Genomic DNA, 22,767 nt, shown 5'->3' on the forward strand with positions numbered 1-22,767 from the left:
TATGATGTCCACGCCTATTTTGTCTACAAAACTGTATATACCTCCTCCCCGATCCAAGGCTGTTCTTCGTCCCCGCTTGATCGAGCGTTTGAACGAGGGGCTGCTTCTGCAACGAAAGCTGACTATGATTTCCGCCTTTGCAGGCTGCGGTAAAACCACGCTGCTCAGCCAATGGACCGAAGGCTCCCCGCTGCCAGCCGCCTGGCTGTCATTGGAGGAGGGAGACCGTGAGCCGGCAAGATTCCTGGCTTATCTTGCGGCTGCCCTGCAAACCATCGGGGTTGATATCGGAGAGGGCGTCATGAGCAAACTTCAAGCGCCGTCCCCTGTTCCTCTGCCGGTCGAAGCTATCGTCACGGCCATCCTTAATCACATTGCGATCCTACCGGACCGTTTCATTCTGGTTCTTGATGATTACCATGTGGTGGATTCCAAACCGATCGACAGCGCTCTGGGCTTTCTCATTGAGCGGATGCCGCCGCAGATGCATGTGGTTATCGCCAGCCGTCACGATCCCGATCTGCCCTTGGCCCGGCTACGTGCCCGGGACCAGTTGACGGAAGTGCGGACATCGGACTTGCGTTTCACATCCGCTGAAACCTCTGAATTCATGCGACGCGTCATGGGACTGGATTTGTCAGCGGAGGATGCTGCGCTCCTTGAATCCCGCACGGAGGGCTGGATTGCCGGCCTGCAATTAGCGGCGTTGTCCTTGCAGGGCCATCAAGACGCGGCCACCTTCATCCGATCCTTCGGCGGCAAGCACCGTGATGTACTGGACTATCTGGTCGAAGAAGTGCTGCAGCAGCAGCCTGAGGGCATTCAGGATTTTTTGCTGTACACCTCCATCCTTGACCGGCTGTGCGGTTCATTATGCGAATACGTTCTGATGAGCGAAGCTCGGGATTCTCCGCTGAACGCCATCTCCGGGCAAGAGACCCTGGAGTACCTGGAGCGCGTTAACTTATTCATTGTTCCGCTCGACAAGGAGAGGCGCTGGTACCGATATCACCACCTGTTCACGGATGCACTGCGGCAGCGTCTATCTCGAAAGGGCACTTCTGCGGTTGGCGGAGAGAGGGATGTATCCGAATTGCATCGTCGTGCAAGTGAATGGCATGAACGTCATAAACTTCTGCTGGAAGCTTTCCACCATGCGATTGCCGCGCAGGATGTGGATCGGGCAGCACGTCTGATTGAAGGGGAGGGGATGCCCCTGGTTTTCCGTGGAGCGATAGGCCCTGTGCTCCATTGGCTGGATTCCTTGCCTAAGGAGGAATTGGATGCAAGGCCCGCTTTAAACGTGATGCATGCTTCTGCGATGTTAATGGTCGGCCAAATGACCGGTATCGAACCTAAACTTCAAGCCGCCGAGACTCATCTGCATGCTGCGGAGGACGATTATACCCGGGATCTTATAGGGCATATCGCCTCTATACGTGCCACCCTTGCTGTCAGCAAACATCAGCCGGATACCATCATGGCCGAATCGCGCCGGGCTTTGGAATTCTTGAATCCGCATAATCTGCCTGTCCGCACGGCCACGATATGGACGCTGGGATACGCCTACCAGTTGCAGGGGGATCGGGCCGCGGCTGGCAAGGCGTATCAGGAAGCCGTAACCATCAGTCAGAAGATTGGGCACATGATGATCGACATGATGGCGACGCTCGGACTCGGAATCATTCAGGAAGCGGAGAATCAGTTATATGTTGCGGCCGAGACGTATCGGCGTGTTCTGCATTTGGCAGGTGACCCTCCACTGCCGGCAGCATGCGAAGCGCATTTGGGCCTGGCCCGAATATGCCGTGAGTGGAATGACCTGGATGCAGCGGAACAGCATGGGCAGCAGGCCCTCTCCTTGGCCGGGCAGTTCGAGCATACAGACAGGGTCGTGGCCTGCGAGGTGTTTCTCGCAAGGCTGAAGCTTACACGGGGAGCGGTGAGCGAAGCGGCTGCCATGTTAGCCAAGGCGGATCACTTCGCCCGTCAGCATCATTTCGCGCATCAGCTGCCCCATATTGCCGAGGCACAAGTGCTAGCCATGCTGCAGCAAGGGAATGTCCGTTCAGCGTCGCAGCTTGCCCAGAAGTATGATCTCAAGCTCAGCCAAGCCCGAGTGCTGCTCGCACAGGGGGATACGGCGGCAGCACTGGTAATACTTGAACATTTACGAGCAGATATGGAAGTTAAGGGATGGGCGGACGAGCAGCTTAAGGTGATGGTGCTGCAGGCTTTAGCCCTTCACGCCCATGGGGAGAAACGGAGAGCGGCACAGGTTATTGCGGATGTGCTGGAGATGGGCGAGCCGGGCGGCTTCATCCGGATGTTTATCGATGAAGGGCAGCCGATGCGGAAGTTACTAAGCGCAGCAACTATGAGCAAACCGAAGCAGAAGCTATTTAGGGAAGCCGTGAGCAAACCGAAGCAGAAGCTGTTAAGGGAAGTTGTAGACAAACCGAAGCAGCTGCCCTTAAGAGGAGCTGTAGACGGGCCGGAGCAGAAGCTGTTATGGCCCATCCATGATTATCTGGAGCGGCTGCTGCATGCATTTGATGTTGAAGGACTAGAAAGTGGAGTTACATCAGTATTCGTTCCAGGGTTTGTTCAGCCTGCGGAGTCTCTGATTGAGCCGCTTAGCCGGCGGGAATTGGAGGTTCTGCAGCTTATTGCCGATGGACTATCGAATCGTCAGATTAGCGAGAGGCTTTTTGTTACCCTCAGCACTGTGAAAGGGCACAACCGGATGATTTTCGATAAACTTCAGGCCACGCGCCGTACCGAAGCTGTAGCGCGCGCACGAGAGCTGGGTTTACTGTGAGTGACTGACGGTCGGTCGCAGAATGGATATTCATCGATAGCTATCTCCCTTCCGATATCGCTGTTCATGAGAAAACCATACTTAAGTATCTATGTTCCAGTGCCTGACGGCAGATATACTGATTGCAAATGCAGGTTTGGAGGAAACCCATGAAAGCAATGGTATGCACCGCTTATGGATCACCGGCTGTGTTAAAGCTGCAAGAGGTAGAGAAGCCTATCCCAAAAGAGCGCGAAATTCGGATCAAAATTTACGCCACCACCGTCAATTCGGGAGATTGCCGAGTACGGGGATTACGCAGTCCTCTTGTGTATAAGATTCCCATGCGATTGGTGCTGGGTCTGAGAAAGCCAAGACAACCGATACTCGGGGTGGAGCTGGCAGGGGAAGTAGAAGCGATAGGCAAGGATGTTACGCGGTTCAAGGTAGGCGATCAGGTCTTGGCATTCAGGGGAATGCGATTCGGTACGTATGCCCAGTATATCTGCATGCGCGAAGACTCATTTTTGCTGATGAAGCCCGATCATGTGACTTATGACGATGCCGCCGCCGTATCTTTCGGAGGAACGACGGCCCTGCATTTTCTTAGAAAAGGGAACATCCGGCAGGGGCACAAGGTTCTGATTTATGGAGCGTCCGGTGCGGTGGGGACGTTAGCCGTACAGCTTGCTAAGCAGCACTATGGAACAGTTGTTACCGGCGTTTGCAGTACCGTGAATGTGGGGCTGGTGAGGTCGCTCGGAGCCGATCAGGTCATTGATTATACAAAAGAGGATTTGACCACAAGCGGAGCGCGATACGACATCATCCTGGATGCGGTCGGTAAACTGCCGAAATCCAGATGCAAGCATTTGCTCACCCCGGGCGGGAGCTATGTAACCGTTGAAGGGCAAGGGGTGGCCAAGGTGCTGATGGAGGATCTGAGATTGCTTGCGGAGCTGCTTGGAAAAGGGAAGATCAAGCCGGTCATCGACAGAAGGTATGCATTGGAGCAAATGGCTGAGGCGCACCGGTACGTAGATGAAGGACGCAAGAGGGGCAGCGTTGTCATCACGGTGGACCATGATCATTGAGGAAAAGTCATCATTCACGGCGGGGCATGATTATGACAGCAGATGAAGCAAGGCATCATTCAAGGATATAGACAGCCATCCAAGCATGCCCCCGGACCACACCGTGCTGACACAGGGAGCAGTGCCGCCGCACGATGGTACTCATTGACTAGCCGATCCTGCAGAGGGTCGGCTTTTCTCATCGGAATGAGGGGAAGCGGTGATCAACATCCGGATTATAGCAGGAAGAAATCTCTAAACCTTCTACTAGGAAGTGATATATAATGTGATCACATATATGAATTCCAAGGGAAGGGCTGCTGCATACGATGTCTAAAGCCGATAATATGCTGGCTATTCTATGGCTACTGAAATCGCGAAAAAGAATCACGGCAAAACAGCTATCGGAGGAACTGGGCGTGCATATCCGAACGATTTACCGGAATATCGATGCCCTGTGCATTTCGGGTGTACCCGTCATTTCGGAGATTGGACGCGATGGAGGGTACTACATTCCTGAACATATCAAGCTGGAGCCCCTGTTTTTTGATGCCGATGAGCAAAAGGCGCTTCTTCATGCCGCCGCATTCGCACGGGAAGCGGGGTATCCGTCCATCGATCCGCTCCATCGAGCCGTTTCTAAAATAAAACGATATACGAATCCGGAGCAGCTGGAGCGTTTGGCGCTTCACGAGAACAGCATCGAGGCCATCCATCCGCCCGCAGCATCCGGGCTTACCTCCATGCTGCATGAGATCGAGGCGGGGATCGACCGGCAAACCAGTCTGGTAATCGATTACGCAACAGGCTATGACGGTGTCAGGCAAACGCGTACCATAGATCCATATGGGCTCGTCCATTGGAAAAGCAAATGGTATGCGGTGGGCTATTGCCATTTGCGCGGTGAAATTCGCTGTTTCCGTGTCGACCGTATGAGCGATATCCGGCATACCGACAACACGTTTGAACGTCCGACGCCGTTTTCCCCGCGGGAGTATGTATTGGAGAGCTTACTGTCGGGGCAAGGTACCGAATCCAATCCTCATTTGGTTTCCGTGCATATCCAAGGGATCCCTCAAGCTTTGGACGATCTATGCGCGCACTGGCTGCTCAGTCAAGCCCTCGTCGAACGTACGGCGGAGGATGCGGTGTTCAGGCTGGATGAGCATACGTTATACACGCAAGTTGCCTACTACCTTTTGTCGTTTGGCGGGAAGATTCGAATCATCGGGCCCGAGGAACTGAAATCAGGCATGATCGACATTGCGGAGTCCCTATTAAAATATTATCAATCCTAAGCATAAACACTGACCTTCTTTGTCAGTGTTTGTATTATATAATAAACTCCATCAGATTGCGTCAGGGAGGAGAGAGCACGATGGCAGGCACGATTTTTAAACAAGAAGTGATGAAGGCAACGGAACGTTCGTGGGAAGAATGGATCGTAGTCCTTGGGCAGGAAGTGGGTCCGCTCTGGTCACACGAGCAGATCCGAAACCATATCGTTGAGCAGCATCGGATATCCGATGAATGGGGCGAATGGATCGCTGTCATGTATGAGCAGATCATGGGGCGTGTGCCGGTCGGCGTATCCAAAGATGCCGGGGTGCAGATCGGGGTCAGAAAGACGATGGCCGTGACGAAAGAGAGAGTTTGGGATTTCCTCATGTCTTCTGAGGGACTGCCCTTATGGATCGGAGATGTCTCTTCTCTGGAGCTGCAGGTCGGGCATGAGTATGAGTCAAAGGAAGGCGTGTCCGGCAAAATTACGGTGGTCGTACCTTACCATAAGCTGCGCTTAACTTGGAAACGCAAGGAGTGGGACAACCCATCCCGGCTGCAAATTTATGTGTTGTCCACGAAAACGGGAAACACGACCATTGCGATTCACCAGGAGATGCTGGATGACGTTTATATGAGAGAGATCATGAGGCGCTATTGGGATGAGATGCTGACTACCATACAAAGCCGGGTGATGGTGCCCAAATGAACAGATTCAGTTATTCGGTTCTAAGGGTGAATTGATTGGATTGAACTTGATTTGATTGAATTGAATTGAATTGAATTGATGGATGGATGGATGGAGGGATGGATTGTGTGGATCGACCGCCCGTCCGATTTGTAACGATTAACCTACTGTGTCGAACGGATAGAATGAATCGAAGGACGAGGATGTATTGATGGACGGATTGTATCGATTAATTGGATTTTATCCATCGATGGAACTGACTTGTGGACTGATTGCATCGGTCAATTAGATTGAATTGATGGTTGTATTGTGTTAGTAGATTGAGATTTTGTTTGTCCGAGGAATACCAGGCCGCTGAATAAGGGTGTTGACTGTTGGATCGTTTGAGGACAGAGGATCCGCTATGAAGTCTCGAGTGATGGGTTTTGGGTAATATGATGACACCAGATCCGCTATTACATAGAATATGGCTGTTAATCGTGGTATTTAAAGTAAATAGCGGATTCTGAGTCCGGAAGTTCGGGTAAAGTGGCTGTTTTTTTCGAAATAACGGATCTGGTGTCCATTAGTTTGTTTATTTGTATCTTGGATATCTGCAAGAACTTCAATACCCTCAATACCCTCAATACCTGCAATGCTTGTAATATCTGCAAGAACTGCAAGAACTGCAGGACCTGCAAGAACTGCAAGAATGCAAGAACTGCAGGACCTGCAATATTTCCAAGGACTGTTGCATGCTCCGTCCTTACTGCCATTACAAGCGGAGTTGGTAGGTATGGGCTCGTGTTTGGCTGACTGTTGCAACGTTTGAGGACAGAGGTTCCGCTATTAAGTCTCGAATGATGGGTTTGGGGTTAAATGAGGACACCAGATCCGCTATTACATAGAAAATGGCTGTTAATCGTGGTATTTATAGTAGATAGCGGATTCTGAGTCCAGAAGTTCGGCTAAAGTGGCTGTTTTTTTCGAAATAACGTATCTGATGTCCGCTTAGTGTAACTAACATTCGTCTCCGGATACTGCAATACCTTCAATATCTGCAAGAACTGCAAGAACTGCAATATCTGCAGTACCTGCAAGAACTGATTCATGCTCCCGTCAGTGACTGCCATTACAAGCGCAGTTTATAGGTACGAGCTCGTTGTTTTCCGCTTGCTATGTCCAGAATCTGGAGCTCGACCAGTTTATGCAATAAGCGTCGGGTGTGCCGGTCACTCACCCTAAGATGATTCGCGAGTTCTAATGGGGTTATCGGGCGCAGCAATCGTCGCGCAAATCGGACAGCTTCTGCTTCCAGCCAACTTAAGGACGCAGGCACATCCGACGCCACAAACCTGCCGACGAAGGATAAGATGAGCTGCTGGCATTGTTTTGGCTCATCGACGATGGAGGGGTAGGCAATGGGAAGGAATGTCCAACCATCCAGTGCCAATAAGCAGTGACGGCGGCATAAATCCTTAAACCTTCTGACGTCCAGATCGCGGGCATGCGGTCCGTATCCTTGGATTTCGATGCCTCCTCTTCCATCACCGGGCATATAGGCAAGGTCCAAATAACGATAACCATTGCTGAAATCGCGTACTTCCCATTCCGGATGCAAGTCATTGAAATTACCGATCGCCGGAAACCATACCGAGCGCAGGAACTCTACGGTGCCGTGGCCTAACCCTTTATGAAGGATTTCGAGCCTGCGGGGATTCTTTTCATTCAAGATATTCGTGTGTATCCAGAGCTCATATTGTTGATCAAACCGTGACATGACCAGTTTCCCTCCTTAGTAATAGATGGAATGCGATTGCGCTAGACAATAAAAAAGCCGCCCCATACAATGCAACCCCAATCCTTCATTGGGGCACTTTGCGTAGAAGCGGCGTGTTCTTCACGTCCTTATGATGGCTAGTATAACTCGTGTTTTGCGGGTTTAGCAATAGGTATTGCTTTCAGGCTATGCTTAACAGCGATATAGTTCTTCCAATTGATTAAAAAAGCATATGCTGGCGTGATATTTGCAAATTTAGGCCATGAACCGCTTTCCGTTACGATCGAGAGTGGTTTTTTTATGTTGCCCCCATAAATATGACGTCATATATAACGAAATTAGACTATTTTACGAATATATATTGTGTATTATTTATTTATATTGTACATTAATAACATGAGATGATTATTAAAAATGCATAATTGGAGGTGAGTTGAAACCAGAAGAGTTTGAAGCGAGAATGGAGGTTCGGTCTGTAAATGATCAGGAAGCTGATGGCGGGAAGTTCGAACACAATCTGATACCAAGAAAGGATGAGTGAAGTATGGACAATTCTGTTAAAAGGGTGAATATGGGTGTCATCTTGTGCAGGCATTGCAATGCTCAAATCGATACGGTGGATACCAATCGAATCGCTACCTTCTATGGCGTGTGCGATCAGCCGGAGTGCCAGCAGCTGCACAGCCGCATGCATGTATCAGTAAGTGATGTAATAGACCAAGAGTAATGACAGGAGAAGGCTGGTTCCCAAAAACGTACCACTTGATGTGGTGCGTTTTTGCGTTGAACGAAGAATGCGAGTGCTGCGCGCTCTTTCGAGTCTAAGTAAATGCTTTGTTGACTGACAGCGGGTGCTATCGCACTTGTCGAACTCGGGAGCTGCGTGCTTAGTCGTGCTTGTAAAACTACGGCACTTGTCTAACTAAATGCTTTGTTGACTGACAGCGGGTGCTCTATCGCACTTGTCGAACTCGAGTGCTGCGCGCTCTGTCGAGTTTAAGTAAATGCTTTGTTCACTGACAGCGGGTCCTATTGCACTTGTCGAACTCGGGTGCTGCGTGCTTTGTCGTGCTTGTAACTACGGTGCACTTGTCTAAGTAAATGCTTTGTTCACTGACAGCGGGTGCTCTAACGCGCTTGTCGAACTCGAGTGCTGCGTGTGCTTAGTGCTTGTCAAAATACGAGTATCCTATCGCGCTTGTAATAATACGATACTGTGCGCACTTATCAAACGGCGGGTGCTCTATCCACGCATGTCACAGTGCGCCTTGTCGTGCTTGTCAAACTACGATGCTCTGTGCATTTGTCAAACTGCGAGTACCCTGTACGCTTTGTCTATTGCAAGTCCAAAGCACTTACTTAATCAGTGATTTCGTTTGTCGAGCAAACCTAACGATCGGATGAATTGGCATGGTCTTCCCGATGAAAAGTGGCCCTTAAGGATGCCTTTCCATCATGCTAAGATAAGAACTGTCAAACCGCCAATATCCAATGGGACCACGGCCCTTCTAACGTCTTTCAATCCCGAAGGTCCACATTCATTTTATATCGAGTACGCGGGAGGTTGTCATTTATGAAGATATTCGTAGCGGGCTCCACCGGAGTGATCGGCCAGCGGTTGCTTCCCAAACTGGTGCAAGCCGGTCATGAAGTTACAGGCATGACCCACAATCCTCAGCGGAAAGGGTTGATCGAATCATGGGGAGCAAGAGCGATCGTGGCGGATGCCTTTGATCGACAAGGGATGATAGCTGCGATCGGGGAAGTACGGCCGGATGTCGTTATCCATCAGCTCACTTCGTTAAGCCAATGGAATCTGGAGGATAATGCGAGGATTCGGATGGAGGGTACCCGCCATCTGGTAGAAGCCGCGCAGATCCATGGCGTTACACGAATGATTGCCCAGAGCATTGCCTGGGCATACGAGCCGGGGGAGCATCCCGCCGCCGAAGACGCCCCCCTGGATATCCAGGCGCCTGCACCTCGCAAGTCCACGATAGACGGTATCATATCGCTGGAACATGCCGTTGCCCAAATGCCAAACCACGTCATTCTAAGGTACGGCATGTTCTACGGTCCCGGCACGTGGTACGACGCCAACGGGGTCATGGCGGAAAAGGTAAGAACTCGAGCTCTTCCGGCAACGGACGGCGTTATATCATTTCTCCATATCGAGGATGCGGCGAATGCCGCTCTGCAGGCATTGGACTGGCCGGCGGGTCCGGTTAATATCGTAGATGATGAGCCGGCTGCGGGAACGGTATGGCTGCCGGTGTATGCCGAAGCGCTGCAAGCGCCATCTCCAGCATATCAAGCGGGGAGCAAGCGCGGCGAGCGCGGCGCTTCGAACGCCAAAGCCCGGATGGAGTACGGCTGGCAGCCATTACATCCTACGTGGCGAACAGGGTTCGGGCAATCGCTGAGTTGAGAGAGCTTAACAATGCGCCAACCGATTCCTGCCGTTAAGAGTATATACACAAAAGAGTATGCTGTTCACAATACACACCGTGATCGATCTGAAAGGGTAACATCTAGAGCATGTCCCAAGCCGCGCACGGTTCGCACAGGTAGCAGTGCGCACGACTCCATGGAGACGCTATAAGACTTCCAGTCATTTCGCTCCCTAATATGCAAGAAGCCAAATGCCTGCCGGTCAGTGGTAGATTCAAAGAGCTCCTTGTTGATATGGGAATGAAAAGAAAGCTATAGTTAATAGAAAGGATGGATGGCCATGAGTATGACTGGGCCGAAATCGAGCTGATTTGACTCACACTCAATAAGGAGGGGCTAGCATGACAGAACGGCTGCCATGTCGAAGCGAAGGCTGTTCCGCAAGGATACTACCGGCAACCGCGGCCAAGACCGGCGGTTATTGCATGCCGTGCAAGCAGGAGATGGAGCGTAAGGAACGGCAGCGTTACATAGAACAAAATCGGAGAGACATCAACTTATACGAAGGGATTACAGATCCCGTAGAGGTCCTTAAGATCATGCATGCCCCGCTGAAGCGGGATCCATTGATTCGATATATTCCCTATCCGCAGAAAAGAGAAGAGGTATATTCGGCGTTATCTCCAGGCGAGGCCGAACGTATGCTGAATTTTGCCCTTGATCTGCTGGAAGCGGGCGATGAGGACACCTGTCAGGAAATTCTTGTGTCCCTGATCTGCTATCAGAACAAGTCGCTTGAAACCTGCATACCAACATTGCTGGAACGTAGTATCTATTACCCCGGCATTCTGTTCAAGGATGCCTCTGCCCGGAGCCGGGACGAGCTGCTGCAACAAGTAGAGCAGGACAGCGATCATCGCAACCATCTGCTGCTTGCCCTGGCTTGGATCGGAGATGATCAGGTTGTGCACCAATTTCAAGAATGGAGGTCCGATTCTCCATCCTGGGCGGAGGAACTATATGTCCCGCCTGAAGCTTACGCGCATGAGGGGGGCTGGGAGCTTACGGAGAATGGGGGCAAGCGCCGGTTATTTTTCAATGAAAGCTTCGCCATAGAGAAAAGGGTGCTGTCCGAAAGCACATGGATAGCGGAACACGAACCCGCACAATTTTTGAAGGAGAATTCCGCGCTCTGTCCATGGTGCGGGCGTCGCCTGACCACCCTGACGGATCTGGACATCAGCCACCCGAAGCTTCGATTCCTTGGATTGTCTGGAGAGAGGCTGCGGGTGAGCACCTGCGTGACCTGCAGCTGTTACGATACGATCTATATGGATGTGGATTTCCATGGGAAATCCGAATGGAGCCAAGCTAATAGTAGACAGGGTTATGTACCGGAACCTGATTCCGAGGAGGATGATAGAAGCTATGCAGCGGCGGCGCAGTCTTTACGGCTTGCACACCATCCTCGCAACAGCTATTATGCGGCCTATTGGACGCTCGGTCCGGCGGTTTCGCAAATCGGCGGCTACCCGGCTTGGATTCAGGACGCCGTATACCCTTCCTGCCCTTGCTGTTCCCGAAGCATGACATTCATTGGGCAGCTGGATTGGGAACAGATTGAGGAGTATGGGGAAGGCATTTATTATATGTTCCTGTGCGCGGACTGCCAGGTCACGGCAACCTTGTTTCAGCAGACGTAGGCTTGCTCTAGCAGCGATTTGAACAGTTACTAGATCGGTATGCTAGTTTTTCCTTTCCAGTATGGTTTTTCTCATATGGAGGGAATACCGTATCCAGTTAAGTCCGGTGATCCCGCAGTTGCATTGGTGAACGGAAAGGTGACACGTGATGACGTCAGCGTTCCATTTCTGGCCAATACGAGCATGTTTCCATTGGAGTTGATTACATCACAGCTAGGCATTCCGATGTCCTGGAATAAGACGACAGGCGAGGTGATCCTGGGGAAAAACACCATAAGGAAAGCTTGATGAAGGCACGCCATACGGCGTGTCTTTTGCTATTCTGAGGAAAAGCATCCATAACTATATATAGAGAAACACATCCAGTCCCCACCTCATCGGCAAGGATCATCTTCTCAACCCCCTCTCTAATCGCTGTCCGTGACTCATCACTTCACCGGTGTGAACATCCGATTTGCCTCTACAAACGAAGTAATACCTATCTCCATGGGGAATCTCTCCTTTAAGATTTTTAACACGTATAGGTCATAAGCTTTATTTAATTACGGGTGCCGCAGTACCTTTGGTCACAGCCCAAAATACAAGAGCAACAGCACTGACAGAGGCCCCGAGCACGCATACCCCACTCCAGCCGAAGTGTGCGTAAATATGGGTTGAAGCAATGGAACCGGCAGCACTTCCGATGGAATAAAAAATCATGTACCCGCCAACCATCCGACTGCGCGCCTTCGGGCGCAATGCAAAAAGCATACTCTGATTCGTAACATGCACGGCCTGTACCGCCAAGTCCAGCAGAATAATGCCAATGACCAAGGCGAACAGCGACCGTTCCGTGTAGCTGATTGGCAGCCATGACAGCAATAGCAGGAACAATGCAATCCCCGTCGTTCTTTGTCCATAACCCCGATCAGCCAGCTTACCGGCCTTTGCTGCAGCCAATGCACCCACGACGCCCACGAGACCAAACGCGCCGATAGCCGAGTGCGAAAGGGATAGCGGTGGCGAGCTCAGGGGCAGTACCAATGGGGTCCACAAAATGCTGAAAGCCGTAAAAATCATCATAGCCAATACAGCACGGATCCGTAATAACCGTTCTTGCAGGAACAATATCAGTACCGACTTTAGCAGTTGAGAATAGGAAAGAGTCTTTACCTTACGCTCAACATTTGGCAGCACCTTATATAATGCGTAAACCATCAGCAGCATCAACACGGCAGACACCAGATAAACCGAACGCCACCCTGCAAGATCCTTCAAAACCCCTGAAATGGTTCGCGCAAGAAGGATGCCAATCACAATTCCGCTGGTTACCATACCTACGGCACGCCCTCTCTCAGCAGGGGCAGCTATGGCAGCAGCGAATGCCACAATGGTTTGCGTTACAACGGCAAGCAATCCGACCAAAGCCAAACCTGCGAAGAGCATCGTGCCGGAGGAAGCAGTACCAACGATAACCAGAGCCATTATGGAGATTACCATCTGACCGATAATCAATCGGCGCTGGTTCAGCAAATCCCCCAGAGGCACCAGCAGCAGCAGGCCCAATGCATAAAAGACCTGTGTGACGGTAATCAGAATTCCGATGATGGAATAGTCCATGTTGAACTCGTTCGATAGTTGATCGAGCAGCGGCTGTGCGAAGTAGATATTGGCTACCGACATACCGCAAGCAATCGCAAACAATAACGTAACGTTACGAGTCAGGGGAGTACGATAAACGGATTCGGTCGAGGTCACCGTCACCTGTAACGCATTCGCCCCTGTGTCGTTTTTGACGGCTACCTTTTCTGTAATATCCTCCATTTTTGTATATTCAACCCTTTCATTTTTATGTACCGATCAGTATGGTAAATTTCCCGATAAATATATCTTATAAACTCATGCCGTGTCAACACGTTTATTTTTGACGATTAGGATGACATCTATTATGTTGGTTTTATCCTGACATATAAAGAAAATCGTTATTTGACAAGAGCATCGGTACATCATAAAATTAATTATACTGATTGGTAATAAAATGAGCTGTTTACATGCAGTTGTGATCATGGAGTTTCCTAAAAATAAAAAGTAACGAGAGGTAATTCATTATGGGGCGAATCCGCGAATTTGATGAAGAGAACGTATTAGATGCCGCAATGCAGCTATTTTGGGAGAAGGGATATGAGGCTACCTCATTGAGCGATTTGACTTCCAGAATGGGCATTCAGCGGCCAAGTATATACTCTGCCTTTGGAGACAAAAAGGAACTGTTTGAAACCGCTCTGCGCAAATATACGAGGTCGCATGCTTCCGAGGTGCGAACCAGGCTACAAAACCATCGAACGGTTAGAGAGGCGTTTCGAGCTTTTTTTGAGAACGTGGTTAATGAGGAATATTCCGAAAGCCGCAGCCGAGGATGCTTTTGCATTAATACGATGGTCGAGCTTGCGCCTCATGATGAGAAATTTGAAATTCTCACAAGGGAGCATCAGATGTACCTGGCGGTCATATTTCAAGAAACCATTGAACGAGGTATACAATCGGGCGAGCTTGCGAGTGACACAAACGCCAAAGCTTTATCACAAGCGCTCATCGTATCGCTAATTGGGCTGACCGTCATGTTGAAATCCCGTCCAGAGCGCGCATTCGTAAATAATACGATAGAGGTGACTCTTACATTGCTTAGATAAATGGTCATCCTAACTGGAACGTTTAAAAGGTGCTATTCCACGAAATGAATGATTTCGTAGGATGCTATCGAGTTTCACGGTCGTGTTGTTACAGTCGTCCAATCATAGTAAACTGTTCTAAAAAAACAATAGTAGGTGCATCGATGAATATAAACATACGGACAGGACGAATAGAGGACCTTCAAGAAATCATGGCTTTGATTGCACGCTGCGTTAGTGTCATGCAGGCTGGAGGCAGCGATCAATGGGATGATCAGTATCCGAACCGGGAGGTCATCGGTGAGGATTTACAGCGTGGAACGTTGTTTGCGGCTGAGGGCGAAGGCCGTATTTTGGGGATCGTTGTCCTCGACGAATCGCAGGCTGAACAGTACCAGACCATTAACTGGAGGCAGGTAGAGGGACCGCATCTGATGATGCATCGCCTTGCTGTCGATCCGGAAGCACACGGACAAGGCATTGCGCGAAAATTGGTAGCTTTCTCCGAAGAATATGGCGCACGCGAGGGTTACCGAAGTCTTCGATTGGACACCTATGCCAAGAATACGGCGGCGCTCAGGCTGTATCAGGGCTTAGGTTATGACCTGCGGGGAGAAGTGAAATTCCCGGGAAGAGCGGCAAGCTTTCCGGTATTTGAGAAGGTGCTTGGATAAACAAGCCATGAAGTTAGTCTGCTGAGGATCAGCACGTATGCTGGTCCGAGGCGGACTTTTGTTGTTTTAAGGAAATCAACGATTTCTTGGATCAAGGCGTTGGGCATGTCGGGATGCCCATTTTACTTTCTATTTAGATTTTTTTCAAAATAGGTATTGCATTTCGGTGCAGGAATGAGAGATAATGTATTTAGATGAAATTCTAAATAGAAATCTGGTGATGCACATTGGGGTTTCCGGAAACATTCAAGGCGTTATCTGATCCGGTGAGACGGGACATCCTGGTTATGCTCAAACGCGGCAAAATGTCAGCCGGTGAGATCGGTCAGCATTTCGATATGACCGGGGCGACCATTTCGTATCATTTGTCACAGCTAAAGAAGGCCGGACTGATATTTGAAACAAAATATAAAAATTATGTTTACTATGAGATCAACGTGTCCGTCTTCGAAGAAATCATGCTGTGGTTTTCACAATTTAACGGGGGGAAACAAGATGAGGAAAAAGAATAGTTCAATGCTGGTTATAACAACGCTGATATGCTTGTTGCCGATTATTTTATCGATGACGCTGTACAGCCAATTGCCTGAGCAGGTGGCTGTTCACTGGGACGCGGCGGGTAATCCGGATAATTACGTGTCGAAGGCGGTTGCGGCGTTTGTGCTTCCGTTGATTACGGCGGTTATTAACGTCATTGTCCATGTAGCGCTTAACAACGATCCTAAGAAAATGAACGCTGCCCCGGTTTTAAGAACGATGGGTCTATGGCTTATCCCCGCGCTGTCTCTCATTCTCATGCCGATCACGCTGTTCAAGGCCATGGGGGCCGAGCTGCCGATCCAGACGATTGCACCGGCTCTCGTGGGCATGCTCCTCGTGGTCACCGGCAATTATTTGCCGAAGAGCAAACAGAACTATACGGTGGGCATCAAGCTGCCTTGGACGCTGAACAGCCAGGATAATTGGAATAAAACGCATCGTTTTGCCGGGTACCTGTGGATGACAGGCGGAGCGTTCATGATCCTGACGGCGTTTCTGAAAGTGAATCTTGCCGTCGCAATTGTTCCTGTCATTATACTGATTGTGGCGGCTCCAGCGATTTACTCTTTCTCTTTGTTTAAAAGGGGCGTGTAACCGCCGGGCTGCAACATATGAACTATAACGAATCGCAAAACAAGCTGACTCCATAAACGATGGGTCAGCTTGTTTGTTTTACGGCAGAGTGCGAGCCTTGCTGTTCGAGATGCCTCCGTTGTAGTAGTTATAGACACTGCGCCGCACGAGGATGAAGCTTATATTTCACGACATGTTTGCCTTGCGATCCGGTTACGGGAATCAGCAGACCCTTATCGCAAAGAGAGTGAAGGAAGCGAAGGGCTGTACGATGATTCAGTCGCAGATGCGTTTTCACGTCAATCAGGCGCAGGGGCCGTGCCAGCATGCATGCAAACCGGATGATTTCGCGTTCCGTTACCGACGATACGCTTGTTGGATGTGGTTCTGCCAGATACCGGCTCAGGACCTTCCGCAGGAGCATGATGCACAGTTCCGGACGATCGGTCACATCATCGCAAGGAAATGAAATCACCTGATACCCCATGGCGGATAAAAAGGTTTCCCGATTCAGCTCGTCGCAATATTTCTGCCGGTCCGTCTCGGTTGTATACGTGCTAAATGGTTTAACCTCAATGATCAGTCTCAGATGCGGAGTGATGAAAGCGAAGCTGCAGTAATAGGACCGTCCGCGCCAATCCAGCACCTCGAATTGTGGATGTAAATCGCGAAAGTGACCACGCAGCGGCCACCAGACTTTTTGGCAAAACAAGGTTTCGGCCACACCATGCCCTCGTTCCAGACGGCCTCTTCTTTCTCCAGTCCTGTTGCTCAGATGATAATACATAAAAATCCCATATGCCTTCCGAAAATCCATTCGACCGCATACCTCCCTAAATAAAAAAAGAACGCCCCGGCTTCATTCCAAATTAGGAATGCGCTGGGACGTTCTTCGTCTCTTACCACTCATTATAATCAATAGGTGATCGTTTAACCACAGGCTATCTCATGAAAATTACGGGCTCTGTTCAAGCACTGCTTCCCGGGTTCTTTTGCTGCGCCAACGAAACATGATCCGACGCAGCAATTTGATACAATAGCCAACCAAAAAAGCCGAAATAACGGTACCCTCGCGTACGCCTTCAATCGAACCGAAAGCAAACAGCGAGATGACGATACCGATGGACACCAGGGTCCAGTCGAATATGATCTTGATGTTCCCGAATTCGGCACCTAGTTTTTCAGAAATGACTTTCACGATGCCTTCACCCGGGTTCAGGATCGTATTAGCGATGATTTGAAGATAGATGCCGATCGCCAGAATCATGCATCCCGTCAGTAACGCTAAAATTTTCATGAAATACATCGTAAAGTTGAGCGAACTTACGATATACGCCCCCATATCCAGAAACAGGCCAAACAGAACACCGACAAACACTTGCAGGTACTGCATCCTGGGAAACTGCTTACCGAGCATGAGGACCTGGATCACTACAAACAGCAGGCATAACAGGATGGTCATCAGTCCCATGGAGAGGGGGAATTTTAAACTCAGCACATACGGTACGCTGGCAATCGGGGAGGTTCCGATATTGGCTTTGGTCACGAGAGCCGTGCCAAGTCCCATTAAGAATAGTCCTGCAATCAGGATGATATATCGTTTCATAAGCTGCCTTGTCATGGTTGCATTCCTTCTTCTGTGTGATATAGATGGATCCGCTGCGACTAACATCAAAAAATGATAGCAGCTTTCATTATATCACTAAACAACGACAGCGAAGCAGCTGTGAAAAAATTGAAACGGAAAAAGCTGAACTCCATAGTCATGGAATCCAGCCTTCCTCTTGCCTTATTTACCGTACGGATCAATCGTCTGAATGGTGCCGTCCTCATTGTAGGTCAGCTCGGTGAACTTGACGCTGCGTTTGTTGTCGGCCCCGCCGGAGAGGGAGCTGTCATGGTAGAAGAGATACCATTTATCCTGAAACTGAACGATGGAGTGATGGGTCGTCCAGCCGATAACAGGTGTTAGAATCGTGCCTTTGAACTCGAAAGGCCCCGTTGGACTTTGGCTCGTCCCGTAGACGATTTTGTGTGTTGAGCCGGTAGAATAAGAAAGATAGTAGGTGCCGTTGTATTTATGGACCCAAGGTCCTTCAAAATATCTTCGCTCTTCATCCCCCGCGACAATCGGGTTGCCCTCCTCATCGACGATGGATATTTCTCGCGGCGTCTCCTTGAAAGTAAGCATGTCGTCGCTCAACTCGGCGACCCGCGGTCCGATGGCAGGCGCATCCGCGGCAGGTCCTTCCGCATCCGGAATATGGGATCCCGTCTGCCATTGTTCCAGCTGTCCGCCCCAGAGGCCGCCGAAGTAAATATAGGCCCGGTTATCGTCGTCCACGAATACGGCAGGGTCAATGCTGTAACTGCCCGGGATGTAATGAGGCTCCGGCTTAAAGGGGCCGGAAGGCGAGGAGCTTGTCGCTACGCCAAGTCGGAAAATATCGTCATGATCCCTGGCAGGGAAGTATAAGTAGTACGTGTCGTTCTTGAAGGCGGCATCCGGTGCCCACATTTGCTTCTTCGCCCATGGAACATCCTTCACATGAAGGGCTTCGCCATGGTCCACGCATGGAGCATTCACATCATCCATCGAGAGAATGTGGTAGTCTTCCATGTCATACTGGTCGCCGTTATCATTGGACGTGTTCTCGTGATCCAGGTCATGGGATGGATAAATATAAATTTTACCCTCGAATACGTGGGCGGAAGGGTCCGCGGTATAGATATGGGTTACGATCGGTTCGTTAGGCTGTACGGGTTTGGTCATCACGTTTCCTCCTTGAATCGTTGCATTGTAAGCGCTTGTATTTATTCTATCAGACGCTTTCCACTCAAAAAACCTAATAAAATTAGGTTTTTCACCTAAAAATATTAGATCTTTTTTAGTTGAGCCTTAGAAGTGATTCCAAATTACCGTCTTTTCTACCGGTAAACGGGTAGAAGGATGAGCCGGAACGGACTTCTTACCGATCGCAACCAGCATAACGGGAACCAAATGGCGCGGAACCCCGAATGCTTCCGTGAGTAGGCTTGCGCTGTATCCGCCCATCGGGCATGAATCAAGACCGCGTGCCTTTGCAGCCAGCATGAGCTGCATGGCGGCCATGGAAGCGCTCCGTATCGCTTCTTCCTGGGCGAGTTCAGGCGCATTGGTGTACGAAATCATAATTTGCCGGACCAGATTCGTTTTGACCTCCTCTGGCATGAACCCTGCCTGAACCGCTTGGTCATATATCGCTTCAGCATGATGATGGGCCTGCAGGTTTCCCAACACCGCGATGACAGCGGAGGCTTCAACGATTTGCCTTTGTCCATATGCGATGGGCAGCAGTTTTTCTTTGGCGGCCTTATCTGTAATGGCAAGATACGTCCAATGCTGCAGATTCCAAGCGGAAGGTGCGGTACTCGCAATCTCAAGCAATTCTTGAATCTCTTCATGACGGAGGTTGTGCTGCGGGTCAAAATGTTTAACCGCTTGACGTTCACGTACAGTCGTTAAAAAGTCGGTATGCGAGATGGATGACATACGAATCAGCTCCCTATCACAGTTATCTTCATTCTTAAAGCTGGGAAGGTGTTCCCCAAGCAGCGAACGGTTACTTGAAATATAGGATAATGATGCGTTTGAAACCATTCCCTATTTTAACAACTGTACCGATACAGTGGTGAGGTCCTGTATAATAAGAGTCACAAGGGGGCGTGATCGTGAAAAAGTATTTATCCATTCTTACCGATATGGAATCGAAAATTCAGGAAGGCCAATACCGTTCAGGGCAGAAGCTGCCTTCCGTTCGAAGTGCGGCACAATCCTACGGGTGCAGCATCAGTACGGTGATTCGTGCCTATTCCGAGCTTGAGAAACGGCACGCCATTTATTCGGTTTCGCAAAGCGGCTATTATGTCGTCCAGAAAGACGGGGATTCGGATAACATGGATAAGAGTTGGATTGATTTTGCATCGGCCTCTCCGGACGTGAATGTATTCCCGTATCTGGATTTTCAGCATTGCCTGAACAAGGCGATTGATACCTATAAATACGAGCTGTTTACCTATGGCGATCCGAAAGGGATGGAGAAACTGCGCCATACGCTGGTCTCCCATCTGGCAGGAGCTCAAGTGTTCACTACCGCGGAGAGGATCATGATTACGGCGGGCGCCCAGCAGGCACTTGAGATTTTGACTAAAATGGCGTTTCCCGGCGGAAAGTCCGTCATTCTGGTCGAACAGCCTAGCTACAATAATTATTTGCAGTTGTTGGAGAGTGAAGGAGTACCCGTTATCGGAATCGCGCGCACGGCAGCTGGCATCGATCTGCAGGCTCTGGAGGAGCATTTCCGCTCCGGACATATTAAATTTTTCTATACCATGTCGAGATATCATAATCCGCTGGGCACTTCCTACAGCGCCGAACAGAGGAAGGCCATTGCGAAACTGGCGACCCGATATAACGTCTATATCGTCGAAGACGACTATATGGCCGATCTAGGCGAAGAACGGGGATATGATCCTGTCTATGCGTACAACAGAACATCGCACGTCGTATACCTGAAGAGCTTCTCCAAGATCATTTTCCCCGGACTGCGCTTAGGAGCCGTCGTCCTGCCGGAACGTTTGCTTGAAACGTTTCATGCTTTCAAAAGTTATGGGGATACGTCGCTGCTGTCCCAAGCGGCGCTCGAAATTTATATCAGCAACGGGATGTACGAGCGGCATAAGCAGAAAATTTACAGCCAGTATGAAACCCGAATGCAAGCCCTGAATGCCGCTTTGCAGCGGTACGAGGGAACCGGATTCATTGAAGCCATGCCCGGCGACGGCGGCATATATAAACTGTTTAAGCTGCCGCAGACCGTTAACCTGGAGCGATTGATCAGGCGGCTGCAAGAGCGGAACGTTCATGTGGTGTCCGGCAAGCTTTTTTATCTGTCCGACTACCTTATGCGCGAGAAGTTTATACGTATCAGTATTTCCAGAGCGCGATTGGATCAGATCGAGGAAGGGGTTCGTGTTATAGTGGAAGAAGTAAAGCGAGAGGTCGGAAATCACTGGTAATGCCATATCGTGGAACGAAGGAGCGAGGCTTTTCATGGAGCATAAGGAAAAAGTATACAACACCGCGGTCGAAGCTACGCTGGAGGTCATCGGCGGAAAGTGGAAACCGGTCATTCTATTTCATCTTACCTTCGGTAAAAGACGCAACAGCGAATTTTTAAGCCTGATTCCCCAGATCACCCAAAAAATGCTGACACAGCATCTGCGGGAGCTGGAAGAGGAGGGCATTATATTACGCAAGACGTATAATCAGGTTCCGCCCAAGGTGGAGTATGAATTGAGCGAGTATGGCTGGAGCTTGAAGGAAATTCTTCATTTGATGTGCAGATGGGGAGATATTCATATCGAACGGAAGTATGGGGAATCGGCCATGGTGCTGGAGAAGCCGGCATTTGAGGATCGGCATTAAAAGGTATAATAAATGAAAGAGCCGACTATTCCACGTATAGTCGGCTCTTCGTCATGCAGCTTGCGCAATAACTTATGGAATGACTTTACGCCGCCGGAGCTCGTCAAAGATATTCATGAACATGGCTTCCGTATCGACATACTCATGAAAACCGAAGCGGCGTGCCTTCGAACCGTCTGCAAAGAAATCATAATCCCAGGAGAACACAAAATCACCGAACTTCCAGGATGAAACCTCTTGATACGTGTGCTCCGCAAGTCCATGCAACTCAACCATACGATTCCAGACCGGCTCTTTATCCGCCATGACCGTTTCCAGATTCATCTGCAGGGGCGGCGCGGTTTCCATGCCGAAATAATTCGCAATCTTCGGCCACAACTCGTTCCAGCGGAACAGGTCCCCGTTCGTGATGTTAAATGCTTGATTGGCGCATCGTTCATCGGTAGCAGCCCAAACCGTGGCCTTGGCGAGCAGATCGGCATCGGTCATCTCCAGCAGACTGTGATAGGCTCCCGGCTTACCTGGGAAACGCAGAGGAATGCCGAGCTCTTTTGAAATCGAGGCATAGACGGCAATGACCATCGCCAGATTCATCGGGTTTCCAAGGGCAAATCCGCTGACAACGGATGGACGCAGCGCGGACCAGGTCCAGGCTTTGCCTTGCTGCCGTTCCTCCAAAAAGTTCTGCTGATCGATATTGAATTCTGGCGGCATATGGTTCGCATCCGTCTCCCGGGCCGGCGTCTTGAATGGACCGAGATGCGCGCCGTATACCTTGTAGCCCTGCATCAGGCTGACATGCTGCAGATTGGCAGCAATGGGCTCGATAGCTTCCACGACATGGACAAGCATGGCCAGATTTGGTGCGACAAGCTCGGCCCACGTTGGCCGGTCCTGATAAGCCGCATAGAAGATATGCGTCACTTCGGTCAAAGAGCTTAATTTGGCAATCGTATCCTCCCGATCAAGCAGGTCGGCGGAGATATAACGTACGCGGTTCGTGGAATCTCCGCCTCGGCGCGATACGCCGACGATATCCCAGCCTTGAAGCGTCGAAAGGTGCTCGATGAGGTTGCGGCCGATCACCCCGTTGGCCCCTACAACCAAAGCTGTTTTTTGCGAATGATGTGAACGTTGATCTGTATTCATAGGTTCATCTCCCTAACGTGA

The 22,767-nt window shown here is 50.1% G+C and carries 21 protein-coding genes; 14 read left to right on the forward strand and 7 right to left on the reverse strand.

Annotated elements, in window-relative coordinates; genetic code table 11:
• Nucleotides 1-4 precede the first annotated feature (4 nt).
• From ACETK5_RS03620 to ACETK5_RS03635, 4 genes are all read left to right on the forward strand, one after another.
• A complete protein-coding gene (locus ACETK5_RS03620; RefSeq protein WP_394054313.1) occupies nucleotides 5-2,821 on the forward strand; it encodes a LuxR C-terminal-related transcriptional regulator in 2,817 nt (938 codons plus the stop codon).
• 149 nt (nucleotides 2,822-2,970) lie between these two features.
• Nucleotides 2,971-3,894 carry an NAD(P)-dependent alcohol dehydrogenase gene (locus tag ACETK5_RS03625; protein ID WP_100538674.1) on the forward strand — a complete coding sequence of 308 codons (924 nt, stop codon included), beginning with the start codon at nucleotides 2,971-2,973 and terminating at the stop codon, nucleotides 3,892-3,894.
• Nucleotides 3,895-4,202: 308 nt separating this feature from the next.
• Nucleotides 4,203-5,171 (forward strand): helix-turn-helix transcriptional regulator, encoded by a 969-nt coding sequence (locus tag ACETK5_RS03630; RefSeq protein WP_100538673.1) that lies wholly within the window; start codon nucleotides 4,203-4,205, stop codon nucleotides 5,169-5,171.
• Between the two features lie 80 nt (nucleotides 5,172-5,251).
• Nucleotides 5,252-5,863, forward strand: a complete 612-nt coding sequence (locus tag ACETK5_RS03635; protein ID WP_100538672.1) for an SRPBCC family protein — start codon at nucleotides 5,252-5,254, stop codon at nucleotides 5,861-5,863.
• A 1,090-nt stretch (nucleotides 5,864-6,953) separates the two neighbouring features.
• Here ACETK5_RS03635 and ACETK5_RS03640 read toward each other — a convergent pair.
• Nucleotides 6,954-7,601 carry a transcriptional regulator gene (locus tag ACETK5_RS03640; RefSeq protein WP_100538670.1) on the reverse strand — a complete coding sequence of 216 codons (648 nt, stop codon included), beginning with the start codon at nucleotides 7,599-7,601 and terminating at the stop codon, nucleotides 6,954-6,956.
• Between the two features lie 544 nt (nucleotides 7,602-8,145).
• On the opposite strand from ACETK5_RS03640, the gene ACETK5_RS03645 reads away from it, so the two are divergent.
• From ACETK5_RS03645 to ACETK5_RS03660, 4 genes are all read left to right on the forward strand, one after another.
• Nucleotides 8,146-8,328, forward strand: a complete 183-nt coding sequence (locus tag ACETK5_RS03645; protein WP_100538669.1) for a GapA-binding peptide SR1P — start codon at nucleotides 8,146-8,148, stop codon at nucleotides 8,326-8,328.
• A gap of 846 nt (nucleotides 8,329-9,174) precedes the next feature.
• On the forward strand, nucleotides 9,175-10,029 hold the full coding sequence (locus ACETK5_RS03650) for an NAD-dependent epimerase/dehydratase family protein (RefSeq protein ID WP_100538668.1): 855 nt from the start codon (nucleotides 9,175-9,177) through the stop codon (nucleotides 10,027-10,029).
• Between the two features lie 364 nt (nucleotides 10,030-10,393).
• Complete coding sequence (locus tag ACETK5_RS03655; RefSeq protein ID WP_100538667.1) at nucleotides 10,394-11,695, forward strand: DUF1963 domain-containing protein; 1,302 nt, start codon at nucleotides 10,394-10,396, stop codon at nucleotides 11,693-11,695.
• 75 nt (nucleotides 11,696-11,770) lie between these two features.
• Nucleotides 11,771-11,983, forward strand: coding sequence for a hypothetical protein (locus tag ACETK5_RS03660; protein WP_394054314.1), 213 nt, complete (start codon nucleotides 11,771-11,773; stop codon nucleotides 11,981-11,983).
• 246 nt (nucleotides 11,984-12,229) lie between these two features.
• Here ACETK5_RS03660 and ACETK5_RS03665 read toward each other — a convergent pair whose 3' ends face one another.
• On the reverse strand, nucleotides 12,230-13,498 hold the full coding sequence (locus ACETK5_RS03665; protein ID WP_207797485.1) for an MFS transporter: 1,269 nt from the start codon (nucleotides 13,496-13,498) through the stop codon (nucleotides 12,230-12,232).
• A 284-nt stretch (nucleotides 13,499-13,782) separates the two neighbouring features.
• Between ACETK5_RS03665 and ACETK5_RS03670 the strand changes: the two genes are divergently transcribed.
• The 4 genes from ACETK5_RS03670 (at nucleotide 13,783) to ACETK5_RS03685 (ending at nucleotide 16,151) form a co-directional block, all read left to right on the forward strand.
• Nucleotides 13,783-14,364, forward strand: a complete 582-nt coding sequence (locus ACETK5_RS03670; protein WP_100538666.1) for a TetR/AcrR family transcriptional regulator — start codon at nucleotides 13,783-13,785, stop codon at nucleotides 14,362-14,364.
• Nucleotides 14,365-14,507: 143 nt separating this feature from the next.
• Nucleotides 14,508-15,017, forward strand: a complete 510-nt coding sequence (locus ACETK5_RS03675) for a GNAT family N-acetyltransferase (protein ID WP_100538665.1) — start codon at nucleotides 14,508-14,510, stop codon at nucleotides 15,015-15,017.
• 227 nt (nucleotides 15,018-15,244) lie between these two features.
• Nucleotides 15,245-15,529: an autorepressor SdpR family transcription factor gene (locus tag ACETK5_RS03680; protein ID WP_100538664.1), complete on the forward strand. Its 285-nt coding sequence runs from the start codon at nucleotides 15,245-15,247 to the stop codon at nucleotides 15,527-15,529.
• Nucleotides 15,513-16,151 (forward strand): SdpI family protein, encoded by a 639-nt coding sequence (locus tag ACETK5_RS03685; protein WP_326114598.1) that lies wholly within the window; start codon nucleotides 15,513-15,515, stop codon nucleotides 16,149-16,151. Before ACETK5_RS03680 ends, ACETK5_RS03685 begins: the two co-directional genes overlap by 17 nt.
• Before the next feature lie 127 nt (nucleotides 16,152-16,278).
• Here the strand turns inward: ACETK5_RS03685 and ACETK5_RS03690 are convergent, their stop codons facing one another.
• The 4 genes from ACETK5_RS03690 to ACETK5_RS03705 all read right to left on the reverse strand — a co-directional run bounded on the left by ACETK5_RS03690 (nucleotide 16,279) and on the right by ACETK5_RS03705 (nucleotide 19,662).
• The gene (locus ACETK5_RS03690) at nucleotides 16,279-16,947 is read right to left on the reverse strand and encodes a hypothetical protein (RefSeq protein ID WP_394054315.1); all 669 of its coding nucleotides are present in this window, start codon (nucleotides 16,945-16,947) and stop codon (nucleotides 16,279-16,281) included.
• Nucleotides 16,948-17,085: 138 nt separating this feature from the next.
• On the reverse strand, nucleotides 17,086-17,736 hold the full coding sequence (locus ACETK5_RS03695; protein WP_394054316.1) for a YczE/YyaS/YitT family protein: 651 nt from the start codon (nucleotides 17,734-17,736) through the stop codon (nucleotides 17,086-17,088).
• 183 nt (nucleotides 17,737-17,919) lie between these two features.
• The gene (locus ACETK5_RS03700) at nucleotides 17,920-18,903 is read right to left on the reverse strand and encodes a glycoside hydrolase family 43 protein (protein ID WP_394054317.1); all 984 of its coding nucleotides are present in this window, start codon (nucleotides 18,901-18,903) and stop codon (nucleotides 17,920-17,922) included.
• 126 nt (nucleotides 18,904-19,029) lie between these two features.
• Nucleotides 19,030-19,662, reverse strand: coding sequence for a nitroreductase family protein (locus tag ACETK5_RS03705; protein ID WP_394054318.1), 633 nt, complete (start codon nucleotides 19,660-19,662; stop codon nucleotides 19,030-19,032).
• 179 nt (nucleotides 19,663-19,841) lie between these two features.
• On the opposite strand from ACETK5_RS03705, the gene ACETK5_RS03710 reads away from it, so the two are divergent.
• Entirely contained in the window at nucleotides 19,842-21,188 is a 1,347-nt protein-coding gene (locus ACETK5_RS03710) for an aminotransferase-like domain-containing protein (protein ID WP_394054319.1), read from the forward strand.
• 34 nt (nucleotides 21,189-21,222) lie between these two features.
• A complete protein-coding gene (locus ACETK5_RS03715; protein WP_100538657.1) occupies nucleotides 21,223-21,597 on the forward strand; it encodes a winged helix-turn-helix transcriptional regulator in 375 nt (124 codons plus the stop codon).
• Nucleotides 21,598-21,669: 72 nt separating this feature from the next.
• On the opposite strand, the gene ACETK5_RS03720 is transcribed toward ACETK5_RS03715, so the two are convergent.
• On the reverse strand, nucleotides 21,670-22,746 hold the full coding sequence (locus ACETK5_RS03720; protein WP_394054320.1) for an SDR family oxidoreductase: 1,077 nt from the start codon (nucleotides 22,744-22,746) through the stop codon (nucleotides 21,670-21,672).
• Nucleotides 22,747-22,767: the final 21 nt, after the last annotated feature.

The sequence above is a fragment of the Paenibacillus ilasis genome, assembly GCF_043195395.1.
GTDB classification, from domain to species: domain Bacteria; phylum Bacillota; class Bacilli; order Paenibacillales; family Paenibacillaceae; genus Paenibacillus_AQ; species Paenibacillus_AQ lautus.